Below are 17,000 nucleotides of genomic sequence, written 5' to 3' on the forward strand. Positions count from 1 at the left end.
TTGCACTTTTCACTCGCTCGCACGCTCTCGATCGCTTTCGCTACGTAACGTGCGATCGATTATTCAGCAAACCCTAAATACTCCCGTTATGGTTGCGATGGCCGCTGAGCCAAGAATCTTCAACTTCATTGTTTTATCCTTGAATGAGGTCTAATAATTAATAACCCACCCCGATCGCCTTAGTTAAGACTGACCCGTAATATAAGATGGAGTCATTTTTTATACTTTATTATTCCCCGAATCTCAAAGGTATCAGAATTGTTGAGTGGCGGAAAATGGCGGAAAAAGACGGGAGTTTGATTAAGAATATTTACAACGGGCGGATTTTAGCGGATAATGACGGATAGAGTAAGATTTTTAGCAAACTATGGACGCAACAGAAGTGTTGAGATACTTAGACGAACTGGTTTTCGCTCAAACAGGTAAGCACCTCGATAGTCTGCAAAGAGCAATTATTAAAGGCGTTATCAACGGTCATAAATACGCCGATATTGCGAAAGAATATCAATGCACGCGAGGTCATGCAAAAGATGAAGCTTACGCACTTTGGCAGATTCTTTCTGAAGCGTTGGGAGAAGATTTGAATAGGTCAAATTTTCGTGCTTCTATTGAAAGATTAGGAGTTGACAAATCTCATTATAAAAGTCAAATTATTGGTCATTATGTGATTGGTGGTAATATTAATCACTGCTCTAATCCTTCAGGAGTAAAAGAAAAATCTGAAGCAAAAAAAATTGAATCTATCAGTAGAGAAACTTCCACACATCTGACTAGCAAGGATGACAATATTGAAACTGAGCGAAAGCTAGCTAAACTAGAAACGATACCGCGATTGGTAAAAATTGGATTAACGGCAGAACAAATTGCCCAAGCTCTCGATTTGTCCCTAGAGGAAGTAGAACAAAAGATGCGATAAGTTAACTAACCATGAAATATACAGTTGTTATCCAATGGTCAGAAGAAGATCGATGCTTTGTCGTATTTTTGCTTGAATTTGAAGATGTAATGCAGCCGGTAACTCACGGATATTCTTATGAAGAAGCTATCTACAATGCGCGAGAGGTACTGGAGTTACTAATCGAAAGTTGTCAAGCTGAAGGTAAACCATTACCAGCAATTAAGAAGCTAGAACAATTATTTCAGACTGCGTAAATCTATTCAAAGCAATATCAGCCAAATATGGAATAAGTGCAAAACCGATACACTCTGCTAAACGGGGCGGCACAGCATTGCCAATTTGCCACATAGCCTTTTTCATCGAACCTTCAAAAATAAATGAATCCGGGAAAGTTTGCAATCTAGCCATTTCACGAGCTGAAATAACGCGGTTGAGATAAGGATGAATATGAGTGCCGCCGTGATTTTCTTTAACAGTCATGCTCGGTTTTCCCGGATACTGTCGCTTGAAAGCATCGGCGTAGCTTTCATACAAAGAACCACCTGGTGGAACTTTAGCAAGTCTTTCCATGTACTGAACAGAATGACGAGTCCATTCGTGGTTAATTTCTGGTATGGGAGTATACTCTGGTAAATCATCAATTGCTGACTCAATCGCTTTGTATTGTTCTGGCAACAATTGCGGCTTCGGATATGGATTTTGCATCCCAAATCTATTGGCAATAAAAATAGCTCGCGGCCGGATTTGTGGGATTCCATAGGTTGCGGATTCCAGAACAGCCACGGACATATAGGGATAGCCAATTTCCTCAAAAGCCTCGCAAATTGCTTGCTTAACAGCTCCTTTTTGGATAGTCAATATTCCGGGTACGTTTTCCATGACAACATACCAAGGACGTATTTCAGAGACAACGCGGACAAACTCTCTAAATAAGCGATTTCGAGGGTCGTTGGGGTCGCGTTTTCCGGCAACTGAGAAGCCTTGACACGGCGGCCCGCCTACAACAACATGAACTTCTGGCGAACCAATTTCAGCGAGCAACTTTTGGGGATTTAAGTTTTTTATATCGTCGCACAAGTGATGGCAATCGGGAAAGTTTTTTGTATGAGTTGCCGAGGCGATCGCATTAATTTCAACGCTTGCTACTGGTCGAAAACCTGCTTGCAATAAACCTTGGGTCATGCCGCCAGCACCGCAAAAAAGATCGACAAATGTATAGTCGGATTTTGGCAGTGACTGAGATTCAATATCAATGAATATCTTGTACGGATCGCAGTCATTTGCTTCGAGTTCGCGTTGGATGCGTTCGTAACGCCCTAATTTTGCTTTCTTCTGCTTTTTGGCAGGAATTAATTCTTCCTCGTTTGAGAACAAAGACAGTTGTATTGCTTCCATTTTATATTTGTTTACTGCATTCTATCTGATGTTGCCCACTTGGGGCAGGGTGTAGGGATCGATCGCGCTTGGAGTCGGAGTCAAAAAGTATTGCGATTTTCAGGGTTATTCGCTAGAATAGCCAACCTGTCAAGTAAAAACATCCCACCAACAAGACAGACATTTCCGGCATCCGCTTATGACCATTGCCTATACTCCACCTTGGCTGCTGAACAACGGCCTGTTAATGACGTTGTACACCGCATTAAGGGCTAGTCGCCGCTGGGAAAAGACGATCGCTCACCCAGAACCCCCTTACCGAGAACACATCTTTACTGGTGCCTGTGGAGTCCCGATTTTCGGCTGGGTTGCCATCCCCGAAAATCCCCGATATACCATTGTCGGCACTTACGGCATTACTGGCGATCTGGATAATCAATGGTATCTCAAGCTACTAGGCCGTAAAGCCTATGCCCAAGGCTGTGCAGTGGTGTTATTTGACTGGCGAGCTCACGGCAAAACAGCCCAACTCTCTCCCACCCTGACTTCTGATGGCCTGTACGAAGGCGAAGATTTCGTTCGGATTGCTGCGGCTGCTAAAGAAATGGGATGTCCCGCCCCTTTTTGGTTCACGGGTTATTCCCTGGGCGGACAATTAGCCTTGTGGGCGGTAAAATCAGCTCAGACGATCGCAGATTGGGGGCAGGACTTAGGGATCGAAGAGTCAGAACTAGCAGGCGCGGCGGTGATTTGCCCCAGCTTGGACTCGAACCGTTCTCTGTCTTATCTAGTTAAAGATGAGTGGGGGAAATTTTTAGAAAAAGCGATCGCGCGACAGTTAAAAAAACTAGCAAAAAACATCGCCGCATCGCATCCAGGGGCGATCGATCCTGCCGCTATTGAACGCGCCAACAGCATTTGGGGCTTTGACAATGAACTGGTAATTGGCCCGTTAGGTTTCTCCTCTGTGGAAGAATACTATGAGGCTAGCAGCGCTCTACACATTTTGCCTCACCTCAAAAAACCCACTTACATCCTTTATGCAGCAGATGATCCGATGTTTGATCCGGTGCTTGTCTCTGAGTTGCAAGCCATTAGCGCGAACAATTCTGCCTTAGAATTAGTGGTGACAGCCTACGGCGGTCATGTTGGGCATATCAGTAGTAAACGTTGTCAGCATCAATTTGGTGATAGCGATCGGTGGTGGGCCTGGAATCGGATTTTACAGTGGTTCGATGCCTTGAGTGTTGATTGAGATTATCAAATAAAACCTGAACACTCCTCGGCAATAGTTGCGGGAGGAAAGGATTAGGGGGTTTTTGGCCGTTGCTGTCGGTTTTAAGGAAATATTCTGGTAAAAAACCCGGTTTCTGAGTACCCGCGCCTCAAACCAAAGAAACCGGGTTTTTGGCCGTTGCGATCGGTTTTAACGCCGTATTCTCGTCCCAAACCCGGTTGCTGAGTACCCGCGCCTCGATTTTCAGCTTTTAGAGAGAGGTAAAAACTCGCCCGATCGCTACACTATTAACTAGGAACTCAGCAATTTTGGAGAAGAGGTGAATTGAAATTCGTTTCCGACCCGCAAATAAAAGTCAAAATCCGCAAAATGAACGAGCGGGTGCGGTGGCAAGAACAGTCGATCGTCCATCGGGGAATCGACCAAACTCGGATGGTTTTGGAATCTCCAACCACCGACTCTCCAGAGTTTTCGTTTTTAGTTGTAGGCGACAGCGGCACGGGCAATCACCGCGGCTACAATCCCCAGCGACAGATTGCCGAACAGATGGTCTCCGAGCGCGAAACTTGCCGTTTCGTCCTCCACACCGGCGATGTAGTTTATCTCGTCGGTTCCAGCGAATATTACTTGCAAAACTTTATTCGCCCCTACCGAGAATTTATAGTCGGCGGCGAGGAGCCATCTCGGATTGCCTACGATCGCATGGTGTTTAACTTTCCGTTTTTGCCCGTACCGGGAAACCACGACTATTACGACTTGCCGATAGTCTACGGCCTTCTGTCGGCGACAGCTTTGCCGCTGCGCCGGCTGTTGGGTTCCAAGTTGGATCTCGATGTCGGCTGGCACGGTTCCGATCGCGGAAACACCTACGCCAAAGCCTTTCTCGACTACCTGCAAGCTCACAAAATGCCGGGAGAACTCGATCGCCACCTAGACGCCCACTACACCGCCAGCACCAGCACAGGCCGCTGCCTCCGCTACCAACCCGGACGCTTTACCCGCTTACCCAACCGCTACTACACCTTCTGCAGTGGCGGCATCGACTTCTTCGCCCTTGACTCCAACACTTTCAACGAACCATTACCGATCCCGAAAACCAAACAGGGCGACATTCGCCGCCAGAATTTGGAACTCGATCGGCAGAAGTTGGAACAAGAAAAATTGGCAACCATCGAAATGTGCGATCGGCTAAACCCCGAAATTCCCGAGGAAGCCGAACAGCTAGACGACTTGGCCGCCAAGTTAGAGCAAGTTGACGAAATCCTGATGGATATTGACAAACAACTGTCCCCCGACAAAACAGCCGCCACCGACGTTGAACAGCTCGAATGGCTGAAAAAAAGGCTGATTGACTCTTGGCGCGATTCCGAGGTGCGGGGGCGGGTAATTTACCTGCACCATCCCCCCTACGTGACCGAGGCGACAAAGTGGAATCAAGCTCAAACTTTGGCGGTTCGGTTGCGATTGCGCGAGGTACTCGACGCGGTGGCCGATGCAGTTGGGGATGTGGCGCGGGGGCGTCCGCTAGTAGATTTGGTGCTGACTGGCCACGCTCACTGTTTGGAATACCTGCGGACTGGGGATACCGGACACGGCGACTCTGGGATTAATTGGATTGTCTGCGGGGGAAGCGGCCACAGTCTCCGCCGCCAGCGCCCGGAAGGGCCGATGTTGGAGGAAGCATTGAGTCCTGAAGCTTATCGGTTGGCGCGGCAGTCTGGTTCCGAAACAGCCAGCCGGCGGGTAGCGGAGTCTTTGCTATTTGTCGGCCGCAGCGGTCAAGGTTCCCACAAGCGCCGTCCTTATTCGTGTTTGCGGATTGATGTTCTCGATGGGTGTCCCCCGAAGTTCCGCATCCGACCTATGGTTGTTGAACGATTTGAGGGTTCATGGCAGGATATCTCGATCGAACCTTTTGTGATTTAACGAATGAAGTTGCCGTCAGGATCGGGCGCAGGCCGCAGCAAACGGCTTAATTCCTCAGCTTGAAACTCTCAAGATTCTCTCTCAAACCCGGAAAACTTCAATAGACTCGCATTGCATTCATGCGATCGCCATAACAGGAAATTATCTGCGTCAATCAGCGTTAATCTGCCTTAAATCTGCGGTCGATCTATCAATCAAAGATTAAAGCAATTGCTCGTCTCATCTTTGCACTCAACTTAATTCAGGAGAAAAACTCAATGATTGCTAACTTAACCGCCACCGGCTGGGAAATTATTTACCACCGCGCCCATGCTTTGCTCGCCGCCCAACTTGGCGGACAGTGGAAGCGCTCGAAATCTCCGCTTCGGTTGTACGAAACCATAGCCGCGATTTCGCATCACGATGATTTGGAGAAAGAGTGGGAAGAAAATATTTTAACTGAAGCGGGCGCGCCCTTTGATTTTACTTTGCAGACGGATACTTCTCTGCCTAAAATTAAAGCCATGACGCAGAATTCCCTATATCGCGGTAGGTGGGTAGCCATGCTGATTTCTATGCACATGAGCTATCTCAATGAAGGAAAGCGGGGAGAGTCCAAGGAACTCGACGAATTTTTGGACGAACAACTGGAAAATCAAAAAAAATGGCAAAAAGAGTTGAAGATTTCCGAGGAAGATGCTAAGGCAGCTTATGCTTTTTTCCAGTGGTGCGATCGGCTATCATTAATTCTTTGCAGCCGCGAGTTACCTGCGGGAGAACGAGCTTTAGAAATTAGTGTCGGCCCCGACGGCAAGCGCTACGATATTGTACAGCACAGCAACGAACTCGTGACTGTAACTCCTTGGCCTTTTGAAGACGATAAATTTACTGTCAACGTCGAAGCGTGCCTTTTGGATAAAGTCAAGTTCGACAGCAACAAGGAAATTAAGGAAGCGTTGCACAAAGCTCCCCGCGAAGTCTTAGAGTGGACTTTTGTCAAGTCTTAATTAAACCTGTGAAAAATAGGTGAGGGTTGTTGTCGAAGTTTAGCGGGCATGGCATTTGTGTTAACTTAATCCTAAAACCATGTCTCATATTATGTCGGGTCGATTATCCCTAATACGATAGGGGCGGGTTCACGAACACTATCGGCCAACAATCTCCAATCTCAAAAACCCGCCCTGTTAATCGCGGTAACTCGATCTGACATGATATCAATCAGCGTTATAGTTGAGTCTTGAGCCTCCCTAACCCCCCTTAATAAGGGGGGGACAAGAACACTCAAAGTCAACTCCTACTCCGCTTATTAAGGGGGATGCGAGGGGGAGCAAAACTTCGATACAAACGTTACCTATTACCTATTACCTATTACCAACTATGAAACGTTCAGCTTGCCTAATTTTCAATCCAGTCGCCGGTAACAGCGACCCCGACCAAGACTTAGCTAGAATTCAGGAACTTTTAGAGCCTTTTATTGACTTAGACATTCGTCTGACAACCCCAGAATTAGACGCAGATCAAATCGCCCGCGAAGCAGTTGCTAGGGGAGTTGAAGAAATTATTGCTTCCGGGGGCGACGGCACATTATCAGCAGTTGCTGGGGCGATTGTCGGCACAAATATTCCTTTAGGAATTATTTCGCGGGGAACGGCTAATGCTTTTGCGAATGCTTTAGAAATTCCCAATACAATTGAAACCGCCTGCGCCACTATTTTGGGAGGGTTGACGCGGGTGGTAGATGCGGCGATTTGCAACGGTGAAATGCCTATGGTTTTGTTAGCGGGAGTGGGTTTTGAGGCAGAAACTGTCGAACTAGCCGATCGCGAAATGAAGAACCGCTGGGGAATGCTGGCTTACATTTTGTCGGGAATTAAACAGTTAAACAATTTAGAAAGATTTGAAGCGGAAATCGAAACCGAAGATAAAATTATCAGCCTTACTGCTGTGGCCGTGACAGTAGCGAATGCAGCGCCGCCTACTTCGATTTTAGCTCAAGGCCCGGCAGGAATTGTTTTTGATGATGGCTTGCTGGACATAACGCTGGTGGCGCCTGAGAATAAAGCTGGGGCGATCGCAGCTTCTTATCACCTATTGCAAACAGCTTTGAGCGGCAATCCTACGGATCGCGATGACATCGGTTATTTGCGGGCAAAAAAAGTAAAAATTAGTGCCGATCCACCTCAAAAACTGGTTGTAGACGGCGAAATCATCGGCATGACTCCGGTTTCTATTGAGTGCGTTCCGGGAGGTTTAACTATTTTTGTACCGCGAGTTGAAGAAGAGCCCCTGGTGGAAAAACTTACTGGTTTAGCGGACATCGAAGTTACATTGAAGCCCTCAACTTAAAAATTTTAGCTACACAAACAAAAAGAAAGACCGCCCGGGCGGTCTTTCTTTTTTAGGCGTCTAAAATTTGGCGAATGCGGCGTTCCAAACGTTCGAGATCGAGTCCGCCTTCATCGCGGCTGATCCGGCGCACGGTGACGTTAACATTGCTCAAATCTGCCAGCAAATCTTGCAGGATTTCTTGTTGCTGCCGAGCTTGAGTTATTTCGCGCGGTTCCTGCACTAAATCGCGGATGATGGTGTCTTCGGCGCGCGAAGCAACGATCGGGTCTGCTTCGCCGTCTACGTGCACGAAAGTGCGCCGACCGGGCCCCCGTTCTTCTTCAATTGGTATTACTGCTGTTACTCGATCGGAGCGTACATATTTGCCAAATCCCAGGTGGACTAAGACAGAAGATTGTACTTTCATAGATAGCAAGATTTATTTGTTAGTTATCTATATTTTAGCTGTTGCACTAGGAGATCACCACTAATATCAGAGCTTTTTATACTACAATATATGTCGGTTTATTCTCTATTTTATTGTTGCCACATTGAGGAAAAAATGCTAATATTTTTGATGGTGGAACTTACGCACGAAACCCAGAAACCGGGTTTTTCACGAAGAGACGGGTTTTAGCCACCAGATTCGGTAAAAACCCGGTTTCTTCGATCGGAGTGCGTAAATCCTGTTAACATAAAATTCAAGCAGTTGGCGACGATCGCCCGCAACGCATTTGAGGGACACAGCCTACCGATTCTAGATTTGAGCATTACTTCCACGGAAAAACAGGAAAGCCTAAATCATGCTAATTAGTCTCGACTTAGTTATCAGTCTCCTGACAGCAATTCCCTTCGGCACTATCAAAGACAAGTTTCAACGCAACGAAACTGTCATCAAAATATTAAAAAGATTTAACCTCGACCCCGACGCGCCGCCTGCCGATTTTAGCGGAGTTTATGTTTATACTTTAGTAGAATACGGCGCTGGCAAACCCCAGCAGATTTTAGAACTGTTTCGCCAAAAAGAGATTGAATCAGCATTTCGCAAAGCCTTCGAGTCCGATAGCCCAGCCATTTTAATTAAAGCAGGCGATGAATATCTGAATGAGAGTGTTTTAGGCAAAGAAATTAGAGATTTAGGCATTGACCCCAGACGGGAATTCATGGCATTTGCCGCCGTTTTTATGGAAGTCGCAAAGCGGACGCGGACGCTGGGTGATGTGATGGTGGGAAATTCGCTTGCCTCTTTGCAAAAACGCCTATCTATGGTAATGGATCGCATCGAACGCCTCCCCACTCTCGAAGGAATTCGCACCGAATTTGCGCGGTTGGAATCCGAAGATTATCTGGCACTTCCCGCAGCACGAACGACTAATATTCAAAACTCTCAAGTCTTTATTTTATCACAACAAGTGCGCGGTTGGTTTGAAACATTAAGTTATAAGTTTGAAACCTATCAAATATCGGAAAATAACTATTTTGAATTGATTATCAATGTTCCGGTGAGACGCAAAAAGTACGATCGCATTTTAGTGCGCGGAATTGCCGGAGAAGCGGGACTCAGGGATATCTCAGCCTTGCGCGAATCGGTGGAAAAACAGCGCACCGATGAAGGCTGGTTAGTCACCGCCCGCCGCATCAGTCGCGCCGCGCGGGATGAAGTAGAAAAAGCCGAAAATCGCGATCTAGCTTGCTATACCTTCGATGAATTGCTCGACCAAGATGCCGATTTTACGGCTTATCTGAATTGGCTAGAAACTGAAATTACCAGCCGGGGAATTAATAAAAAATATGTGCCGCTAGCTTGTACAAAAGAAGAAATAGATCCCGATACTCACCGCAAGATAGGCGTGAGTTATTATGGCGATCGAGATGGCTGGATTGAAGGTTATATTGACCTGTGGTTGAATGACCCAGTAAAAGAACATATTTCAGTTTTAGGAGAATTTGGAACAGGGAAAACTTGGTTTGCGATGCACTATGCTTGGATGGCGCTGCAACGCTACCGAAATGCTGAAAAGCGCGGCTTAGAACGTCCGCGTTTGCCGTTAGTAATTCCTTTGCGAGATTACGCCAAAGCAGTTAGTGTCGAGTCGCTATTTTCCGAGTTTTTCTTTCGGAAACACGAGATACCTCTGGCGGGTTATTCGGCTTTTGAACAACTCAATCGCATGGGCAAGTTTCTGTTGATTTTCGACGGTTTTGATGAAATGGCCGCTAAGTGCGATCGGCAAGAAACCATCAACAACTTTTGGGAACTAGCAAAAGCTGTCGTTCCCGGCGCAAAAGTCATCCTCACTTGCCGTACCGAACACTTTCCTGAAGGCAAGGAAGGACGGGCATTGTTCAATGCAGAACTGCAAGCATCAACAACTATTTTAACAGGCGAAACTCCCCAATTTGAAGTCTTAGAATTAGAGAAATTTAACGACGAGCAAATTGGGCAAGCGCTGTCATTTCAAACAGAAGCCGCGACAGTCGAAAAAGTGATGGGAAACCCGCAACTATTGGATTTAGCGCGTCGCCCGGTGATGACCGAGTTAATTTTGGAAGCATTGCCCGATATTGAAGCTGGAAAACCAGTGGATATGTCGCGGATCTATCTGTATGCGGTGCGGCGGAAGATAGAGAGAGATATCAAAGCTGAACGGACTTTTACTTCTGTAGCAGATAAGCTTTACTTTTTGTGCGAACTGTCTTGGGAAATGCTGTCTACCGACCAAATGAGTCTCAATTATCGCGGTTTTCCCGATCGCATCCGAGGCCTGTTTGGTTCCGTCGTGCAAGAGGAAAAAGACTTAGACCACTGGCACTACGACATGATGGGTCAAACGATGCTAATCCGCAATGCCGATGGCGATTATACTCCAGCCCATCGTTCGTTGTTAGAGTTTTTTGTCGCTTACAAATTTGCGGCGGAATTAGGAGTTTTGGCGGCCGATTTTACTGAATTAGTTGCGCCCGAACAGTCTTGTTTAGATCGTAATGCAGCGCCTCAAAAATATGCTTGGTCTAATTATTGTCGGCTTCAGGCCCAAAAGAGAAATCAGAATCAACTTATCGCGCCTTTGCAGGGATTTGTTGCTGAAGATTTAGGGCAACTTCGCCAGAGTTTCGGACACGCGCCGCTGACAAAAGCAGTGATGGAGTTGTTGTTGCCAATGGTAGGGGCTGTACACTCGTGCCGGCCCTGCCTCGATGTAGGGGCAGCTACGGAGGAATTATTGGAAATTCTGGAAGCAACGCGGGGAAAAACTGAAAGCGAGGTAGGTTATGTGGGAGGGAATGCGGCGACGCTGTTGGTGAAAATCGATCGGACTGCGTTAGAAACAAAAGACCTTTCTCGTGCGGTTATTTTAGGTGCTGATTTTACAAATGCTAGTCTGCGCCGCGTCAATTTTGCTGAAGCGAATCTGACTAATTCTACTTTCACTAAAATCTTCGGCACTGTTCGATCGGTCATATTTAGTCCTGATGGCAAACTGTTAGCTACAGGTGATAGCGATGGCGTAGTTCGCTTGTGGGAAGCTAGCAGTTGCAGAGAAATACTGACCTGTAAAGGACATACCAACGTGGTGGAGTCTGTCGCCTTCAGTCCAGACGGTAAAATCCTTGCTAGTGGCAGTTATGAAAATACAATCAAGTTATGGGATGTCAAGACTGGTGAATGTTTAAAAGTTTTGCAGGGACATACCGAATCAGTAATGTCAGTCACCTTCAATCCTGATGCAAATATACTCGCTAGTGGCAGTTTCGATCGCGCGATAAGGTTATGGGATATCCGCACGGGTAAATGCCTGCAAATTTTGCACGGTCATACTGAAAATGTGTTTTCAGTCGCTTTCCATCCTGCTGGTCAGATGTTGGCCAGTGGCAGTGGCGACAACGCAGTAAGGCTATGGAATATCAACAGTGGTGAATGTCTCAAAACTTTGGAGGGACATACTAAAAACCTGTATTCAGTTGCTTTCAATTCTGCTGGTGAAATACTTGCTAGTGGAAGCGGCGACACAACAGTGAGGCTGTGGAATGTCGGTACTGGTGAATGTCTCAAAACTTTGGAGGGACATTTCGATCGAGTACGGTCGATCGCCTTTAGTCCTTCGGGGGAAATACTCGCAAGTGGAAGTTTCGATCGCACAGCAAAGCTGTGGGATATCAACAGCGGTGAATGCTTGAATACTTTGCAAGGGCATAACGATCGAGTAGGGTCAGTCGCCTTCAGTTCAAACGGTGAAATACTTGTTAGTGGCAGTTATGATAAAACGCTGAGGCTGTGGGATATCAACAGCGGTGAATGTTTGAATACGCTGCAAGGGCATAGTAATCAAGTAAGGTCGATCGCCTTCAGTCCCAACGGTGAAATGCTGGCCAGCGGCGATGACGCGCAAACAGTCAAGCTGTGGGATGTCAGCAGTGGTGAATGCCTCCAAATCTTGCAGGGACATCTCGATCGGGTAAACTTAGTTGCCTTCAATCCTTTGGGTCAAATACTTGCCAGCGCTAGTTATGACGGAACACTGAAACTGTGGGATATTCGCAGTGGTGAATGCCTTCATACTTTGCCAGAATTGGGCAATGAAACACGATCGATCGCCTTCAGTCCAAATGGTGAAATACTTGCGAGTGCAGGTTATAACCAAACGGTGAGGTTGTGGGATATCGGTACTGGCGAATGCCTCAAAACGTTGCAGGGGCATAACAATTCTGTACACTCGACTGCTTTCAGTCCTGTGGGCGAGATATTTGCCAGTGCAGGTTTTAACGGAACGGTGAGGCTGTGGGATATCCATACTGGTGAATGCCTCCACATCTTGCAGGGGCATACGGGTTGGGCGCGCGCGATCGCCTTTAGCCACAACGGTGAAATACTTGCCAGTGGAAGTGTCGATCAAACAGTAAGACTGTGGGATGTCCGCAGCGGTGAATGTTTCCAAATTTTGCAGGGGCATACCGATTGGATACGTTCAGTTGCCTTTAGTTCTTCTAGTGAAATAGTTGTTAGTGGAAGTGTCGATGGAACGGTAAGATTATGGGATATCAGTACAGGCGAATGTCTCAAAATTTTGCAAGGTCATACCAGTAGAATTAACTCTGTTGCCTTCAGTTCAAATGGAAAAATCATTGCTGCTTGCAGTCGGGATGGCACAATTATACTTTGGGATGTTGAGACTTGTGAGTGCCTCAAAATACTGAAAAGTGACAGACCTTATGAGGAGATGAATATCACGGGTGTTACGGGTTTAACGGAAGTTGAAAAATGCACGCTCAAAGCTTTAGGGGCTGTGGAAAATTGATCGTCGCAAAGGAGGAATTATGCAGTCAGCAATACGAATTACTACCAAAGTTCTTGCAGGAGATAAACTGGAAATTCAAGTGCCGCCTGGATCTGTAGGTGAAGAGGTTGAAGTTTTTGTGATTATACCAGAAAAGCCTTGCAAAACTTTTTTAGATAGTTGGAATATGTTTTCTGACGACTTTATGCTAGTCAGAGATCAATTGTCTTTGGAGATGAGAGAGGCTTTTGAATGAAATTTTTGCTAGATTAGGACTTACGCACGGGTAGTCAGAAACCGGGTTTTTTCGAGAATACTTCGTTGAGACCAGCAGATTCGGCCAAAAACCCGGTTTCTTGTCGAAGTGCGCGCGAGTAGTCAGAAACCGGGTTTTTACGAGAATACTTCGTTGAGGCCAGCAGAAACGGCTTAAAAACCCGGTTTCTAAGATACCCTACTGACTAAACTGTTGAGCGTAGTAGCCTGCGTAGCGATCGCCCTTTTCCAGCAACTCCTCGTGCGTCCCAGATTCGACAATTCTGCCTTTTTCCAACACTAAAATGCGATCGGCTCTCCGCACAGTAGCCAAGCGGTGCGCGATAATAAACACAGTGCGATCGCGCATCAATCTTTCCAGCGCTTCTTGCACTAAACCTTCGGATTCCGAATCCAGCGCCGATGTCGCTTCATCCAAAATCAATATTCTCGGATCGAGCAAAACTGCACGGGCGATCGCAATTCTTTGTTTTTGGCCCCCCGATAAGTTTACACCCCTTTCCCCCACCCAAGTTTGATAACCGTCGGGAAACTCGCTGATAAATTGATGGGCGTTGGCAATTTCCGCCGCTTTTTGCACATCTTTTAGTTCATAATAAGAGCGACCAAAAGCAATATTTTGAGCAATCGTACCCGAAAATAAAATCGTTTCTTGCGGTACAATTCCGATTTGCCGCCGCAGCGTATTTAAGGTGACATCTTGAATATCAATCCCGTCAATTAAAATCTGTCCAGCTTGCGGCTCGTAAAATCTCGGCAACAAATTTACTAACGTAGTTTTCCCCGCACCGGATGCGCCGACAAGGGCGATCATTTCTCCCGGAAGCACTAACAAACTCATGTTTTGCAGAACGGGTGTCTCTGAGTTATAGGCAAAATTAATATTGCGGTATTCGACTTTTCCGGTAACGTGGGGAAGTTCAATTGCACCAGATTTTTCGACTACAGCGGGTTGAATTGCTAATAGTTCAAAAATGCGATCGCTAGAAGCTTCTCCCTGCTTAAAATCCCCATAATTAGCAGTTGTAATAGCGATCGGGTCAATTAAAAGTGCCACCCCTGCGATATAACTTATAAATTGAGTACCTGTGAGATTTCCTTGAGAAATTTGCCAACCTCCCAGGAAAAAGAGCAAAATCACGCTCATCGCTTCCAGAAAGCCAACTACAACAAACTGAAGTGCTTTTACTCTTTCTGACAAATACTTAGCGCGGCGGTTTTGTTCTGCTTCTTCTGCAAAGCGGGCAATTTCGTAGTCTTCAGCCACAAATGCTTTGATTAAACGAATGCCGCTGAATACTTCTGTCAGCAAAGCGGATAAATCAGAGATGCGGTTTTGACTTTGGCGCGAGTAACTCAGCAGTCTTTCGCCAAACCAGCCAATTAAAATAGCCATCAGCGGTGCAATAATTAATGCACCCAAAGTTAATTGCCAGTTGAGATAAATCATATATCCCAGGACGGCAATTAGCTGCAAAACACAAGGAATAAACTGATGAAAAAATTTATTTATTACTTCGCCAATGCGGTCAATATCTTCGGTGAGGCGGTAGGATAAGTCTCCGGTTTTGGCGGTTTCAAAGTAGCCGAGATTGAGTTTTTGCAGGTGGGAGTAAACTGTTTTGCGAATTTCTAAAGCAATAGTCAAAGCAGCTTTTGCCATCAGCGTATCTTGACCGTACTGGGCTGTACCGCGAATGAGAAATATAACGGCGCTGAGTGCCGCAATTTGAGCGAACCCTTGTAAATCTCCTTTACCTATAAATTTGGCAGTTTCGCCAACCAGCCACGCTATAATCGGCCAAAATACCGTAAATACTACGGTACAAGCTAATGCTTTACCGATGGTGTGTTTTTGGGGACGGAGGTAGGGTAAGATTTGCCAGTATGTCGATCGAGCTTTCAAGATATTTTGCCCTCGCAAATTTTGTGTTTATATGACTTACGCATAGAGTCCAGAAACCGGGTTTTTTTACGAAATACTTCGTTTCAGCCCCTAGATGCGGTAAAAACCCGGTTTCTTTGGTGGGAGTGCGTCTAGGAGTTTTAGAGATATCTGAGCCAAAACATGATATCAGCGATCGGGCAAATCTCAACAATCATTCTTCACCGAAAGTATCCGGGATACAAAGCCCCCGGATTCATCCGTGCGGTTAATTGTCCAATTCTTCAATCTAAAATCTAAAATCTAAAATCTAAAATCATTCTTGCCCGTCTGCATGAGTAGCTACTACCTTAGCCCCCTCGACAACTTCGCCCCGGAAAGCTGCGGACTGTCCGGGTGCAAGAGTAACTGGTTGAGCGAAGATAAATCCGTTGTCAATTAAATTGCCTGACTCGTCCAAAACTTCATAATTGACTTTGACATTCTTGATTGTTTTGCAGCCTCGATTAAGCACTTGACCGCTGAAAAAGTTTCCGTCATAATTTGCCGCCCCAATTGACACTTTCGCAGCAATGTTGGCACCGGGAATGCAAGTTTGGGAAGTTCCTAAAGATGGCTGTTTGTCGCACAAATTGCCCAAGTCTACTGTTTTGCCGTCGGGGGTTTTCATGTAGCAAAACGGCTCGTCAATTTGTGAGTTTTGAACAATAAAATTTGTAGAGTCTGCAATCAAAGGGCGAGCTGATACCGGCGATATTAGCAAACTCGATAAAGCTAATGTTAAATGTAAAATATTCATATTTTTTCAGGGATATCTGAAATTAATTGTACAATATAATTCACCTAAAATTTACGCTAGCATATCTATATCAGGACTTACGCAGAATACCAAAGAAACCGGGTTTTTTACCGAATCTGGGGGTCACAACCAAGTTTTTTCGTAAAAAAACCCGGTTTCTGAGTCCCGGTGCGTAAGCCCTATATACGTAAGGTGCGTCGCGCTCGCGTTGCGTTGTGCTACGATCGGGTATCAAACTTTAGAAAATAAAGTCATGGTCGTTACTCCAGATAACCCAGGACAAAAAACGGTAGAACTGACCGTAACTTGGGAGAAGTTGCCAGACGACTTCCAATTAGCAGAAAAACCAGTGGAGAATACAGGTCAACCGCTAATTGCTGGAGCACTGCGAGAAATCTTAGAACTGAGAGGAGCGATCGGCCCACTAATGCTGATAGCCAGCAACTTCGGGATTTGCGCTACTGTCAACGGCGAGTTAGTAATCAAAGCAGCAGATTGGGTTTATGTACCGTCGGTACTGCCCGCCGAATCGAGAAGAGACCGCAAAAGTTATACCCCAAACTTGGAAGGAGAAATCCCGACCATTGTCATGGAATTCTTGTCGGAAACAGACGGTGGGGAATATTCTATCAAACGTACTTTTCCTCCGGGAAAGTGGTTTTTTTACGAACAAATTCTGCGAGTACCAACTTACATCATTTTTGACCCAGAAACTGGCTTGCTGGAAGTATATCGCTTGCAAAATGGTAAATACGAACTAGAATTTCCCGACGCGGAAGGTCGTCACTGGATGGCAGATTTTGGTTTGTATTTAGGAACGTGGCGGGGGGAGAAAGAAGAGCGTTCAGGCTATTGGTTGCGCTGGTGGGATGAAGCAGGAAATCTGCTTTTATGGGGTGTAGAACAGTTAGCAGCAGAACGGCAGCGGGCCGCTCGCGAACGCGAACGGGCCGAACGACTGGCTGAATATTTGCGATCGGGGAATTAACCCGGACGAGATTATTTGATAAGTTGTACGCCAT

Annotated in this window: 14 protein-coding genes; 10 read left to right on the plus strand and 4 right to left on the minus strand. The window is 46.2% G+C overall.

What is annotated here, in order from left to right; all coding sequences use genetic code 11:
- The first annotated feature begins 206 nt into the window (after nucleotides 1-206).
- Genes QUA50_RS20620 through QUA50_RS20630 form a run of 3 tightly spaced genes read left to right on the plus strand, consistent with a single transcriptional unit; the run spans nucleotide 207 to nucleotide 1,152 of the window.
- Nucleotides 207-347 (plus strand): hypothetical protein, encoded by a 141-nt coding sequence (locus QUA50_RS20620; RefSeq protein WP_333266450.1) that lies wholly within the window; start codon nucleotides 207-209, stop codon nucleotides 345-347.
- 20 nt (nucleotides 348-367) lie between these two features.
- The gene (locus QUA50_RS20625; protein WP_333266448.1) at nucleotides 368-916 is read left to right on the plus strand and encodes a hypothetical protein; all 549 of its coding nucleotides are present in this window, start codon (nucleotides 368-370) and stop codon (nucleotides 914-916) included.
- Nucleotides 917-927: 11 nt separating this feature from the next.
- Nucleotides 928-1,152 carry a type II toxin-antitoxin system HicB family antitoxin gene (locus QUA50_RS20630; RefSeq protein ID WP_333266446.1) on the plus strand — a complete coding sequence of 75 codons (225 nt, stop codon included), beginning with the start codon at nucleotides 928-930 and terminating at the stop codon, nucleotides 1,150-1,152.
- Here QUA50_RS20630 and QUA50_RS20635 read toward each other — a convergent pair.
- Nucleotides 1,118-2,293, minus strand: coding sequence for a DNA cytosine methyltransferase (locus QUA50_RS20635; RefSeq protein WP_333266444.1), 1,176 nt, complete (start codon nucleotides 2,291-2,293; stop codon nucleotides 1,118-1,120). The genes QUA50_RS20630 and QUA50_RS20635 overlap by 35 nt on opposite strands.
- A 178-nt stretch (nucleotides 2,294-2,471) precedes the next feature.
- On the opposite strand from QUA50_RS20635, the gene QUA50_RS20640 reads away from it, so the two are divergent.
- The 4 genes from QUA50_RS20640 (at nucleotide 2,472) to QUA50_RS20655 (ending at nucleotide 7,760) form a co-directional block, all read left to right on the plus strand.
- Nucleotides 2,472-3,527, plus strand: coding sequence for an alpha/beta fold hydrolase (locus tag QUA50_RS20640; protein ID WP_333266443.1), 1,056 nt, complete (start codon nucleotides 2,472-2,474; stop codon nucleotides 3,525-3,527).
- Between the two features lie 306 nt (nucleotides 3,528-3,833).
- Entirely contained in the window at nucleotides 3,834-5,435 is a 1,602-nt protein-coding gene (locus QUA50_RS20645) for a metallophosphoesterase (protein ID WP_333266442.1), read from the plus strand.
- Between the two features lie 257 nt (nucleotides 5,436-5,692).
- Nucleotides 5,693-6,421 carry a DUF3891 family protein gene (locus QUA50_RS20650; protein ID WP_333266441.1) on the plus strand — a complete coding sequence of 243 codons (729 nt, stop codon included), beginning with the start codon at nucleotides 5,693-5,695 and terminating at the stop codon, nucleotides 6,419-6,421.
- A 370-nt stretch (nucleotides 6,422-6,791) separates the two neighbouring features.
- Nucleotides 6,792-7,760, plus strand: a complete 969-nt coding sequence (locus QUA50_RS20655) for a YegS/Rv2252/BmrU family lipid kinase (protein WP_333266439.1) — start codon at nucleotides 6,792-6,794, stop codon at nucleotides 7,758-7,760.
- A 52-nt stretch (nucleotides 7,761-7,812) separates the two neighbouring features.
- Here QUA50_RS20655 and QUA50_RS20660 read toward each other — a convergent pair whose 3' ends face one another.
- Nucleotides 7,813-8,169, minus strand: a complete 357-nt coding sequence (locus QUA50_RS20660) for a hypothetical protein (protein WP_333266438.1) — start codon at nucleotides 8,167-8,169, stop codon at nucleotides 7,813-7,815.
- A 376-nt stretch (nucleotides 8,170-8,545) separates the two neighbouring features.
- Here QUA50_RS20660 and QUA50_RS20665 point away from each other — a divergent pair, with 376 nt between their 5' ends.
- Together QUA50_RS20665 and QUA50_RS20670 are read left to right on the plus strand one after the other, a co-directional pair.
- Nucleotides 8,546-13,039, plus strand: coding sequence for a WD40 domain-containing protein (locus QUA50_RS20665; protein WP_333266436.1), 4,494 nt, complete (start codon nucleotides 8,546-8,548; stop codon nucleotides 13,037-13,039).
- Nucleotides 13,040-13,058: 19 nt separating this feature from the next.
- Nucleotides 13,059-13,274, plus strand: coding sequence for a hypothetical protein (locus QUA50_RS20670; RefSeq protein WP_333266434.1), 216 nt, complete (start codon nucleotides 13,059-13,061; stop codon nucleotides 13,272-13,274).
- 198 nt (nucleotides 13,275-13,472) lie between these two features.
- Here the strand turns inward: QUA50_RS20670 and QUA50_RS20675 are convergent, their stop codons facing one another.
- Together QUA50_RS20675 and QUA50_RS20680 are read right to left on the minus strand one after the other, a co-directional pair.
- Nucleotides 13,473-15,200 (minus strand): ABC transporter ATP-binding protein, encoded by a 1,728-nt coding sequence (locus QUA50_RS20675; protein WP_333266432.1) that lies wholly within the window; start codon nucleotides 15,198-15,200, stop codon nucleotides 13,473-13,475.
- A gap of 295 nt (nucleotides 15,201-15,495) precedes the next feature.
- A complete protein-coding gene (locus QUA50_RS20680; protein WP_333266431.1) occupies nucleotides 15,496-15,978 on the minus strand; it encodes an FxLYD domain-containing protein in 483 nt (160 codons plus the stop codon).
- Nucleotides 15,979-16,231: 253 nt separating this feature from the next.
- Here QUA50_RS20680 and QUA50_RS20685 point away from each other — a divergent pair, with 253 nt between their 5' ends.
- Nucleotides 16,232-16,966, plus strand: a complete 735-nt coding sequence (locus tag QUA50_RS20685) for a Uma2 family endonuclease (RefSeq protein WP_333266429.1) — start codon at nucleotides 16,232-16,234, stop codon at nucleotides 16,964-16,966.
- The last annotated feature ends 34 nt before the right edge of the window (nucleotides 16,967-17,000 follow it).

The sequence above is a fragment of the Microcoleus sp. M2_D5 genome, assembly GCF_036701935.1.
Classification (GTDB): Bacteria; Cyanobacteriota; Cyanobacteriia; order Cyanobacteriales; family Microcoleaceae; genus Microcoleus.

Coding starts and splice junctions, on each gene's coding strand:
- QUA50_RS20620 (WP_333266450.1), top strand. CDS start 207: ATGGAGTCATTTTTTATACTTTATTATTCCCCGAATCTCAAAGGTATC.
- QUA50_RS20625 (WP_333266448.1), top strand. CDS start 368: ATGGACGCAACAGAAGTGTTGAGATACTTAGACGAACTGGTTTTCGCT.
- QUA50_RS20630 (WP_333266446.1), top strand. CDS start 928: ATGAAATATACAGTTGTTATCCAATGGTCAGAAGAAGATCGATGCTTT.
- QUA50_RS20635 (WP_333266444.1), bottom strand. CDS start 2,293: ATGGAAGCAATACAACTGTCTTTGTTCTCAAACGAGGAAGAATTAATT.
- QUA50_RS20640 (WP_333266443.1), top strand. CDS start 2,472: ATGACCATTGCCTATACTCCACCTTGGCTGCTGAACAACGGCCTGTTA.
- QUA50_RS20650 (WP_333266441.1), top strand. CDS start 5,693: ATGATTGCTAACTTAACCGCCACCGGCTGGGAAATTATTTACCACCGC.
- QUA50_RS20655 (WP_333266439.1), top strand. CDS start 6,792: ATGAAACGTTCAGCTTGCCTAATTTTCAATCCAGTCGCCGGTAACAGC.
- QUA50_RS20660 (WP_333266438.1), bottom strand. CDS start 8,169: ATGAAAGTACAATCTTCTGTCTTAGTCCACCTGGGATTTGGCAAATAT.
- QUA50_RS20665 (WP_333266436.1), top strand. CDS start 8,546: ATGCTAATTAGTCTCGACTTAGTTATCAGTCTCCTGACAGCAATTCCC.
- QUA50_RS20670 (WP_333266434.1), top strand. CDS start 13,059: ATGCAGTCAGCAATACGAATTACTACCAAAGTTCTTGCAGGAGATAAA.
- QUA50_RS20680 (WP_333266431.1), bottom strand. CDS start 15,978: ATGAATATTTTACATTTAACATTAGCTTTATCGAGTTTGCTAATATCG.
- QUA50_RS20685 (WP_333266429.1), top strand. CDS start 16,232: ATGGTCGTTACTCCAGATAACCCAGGACAAAAAACGGTAGAACTGACC.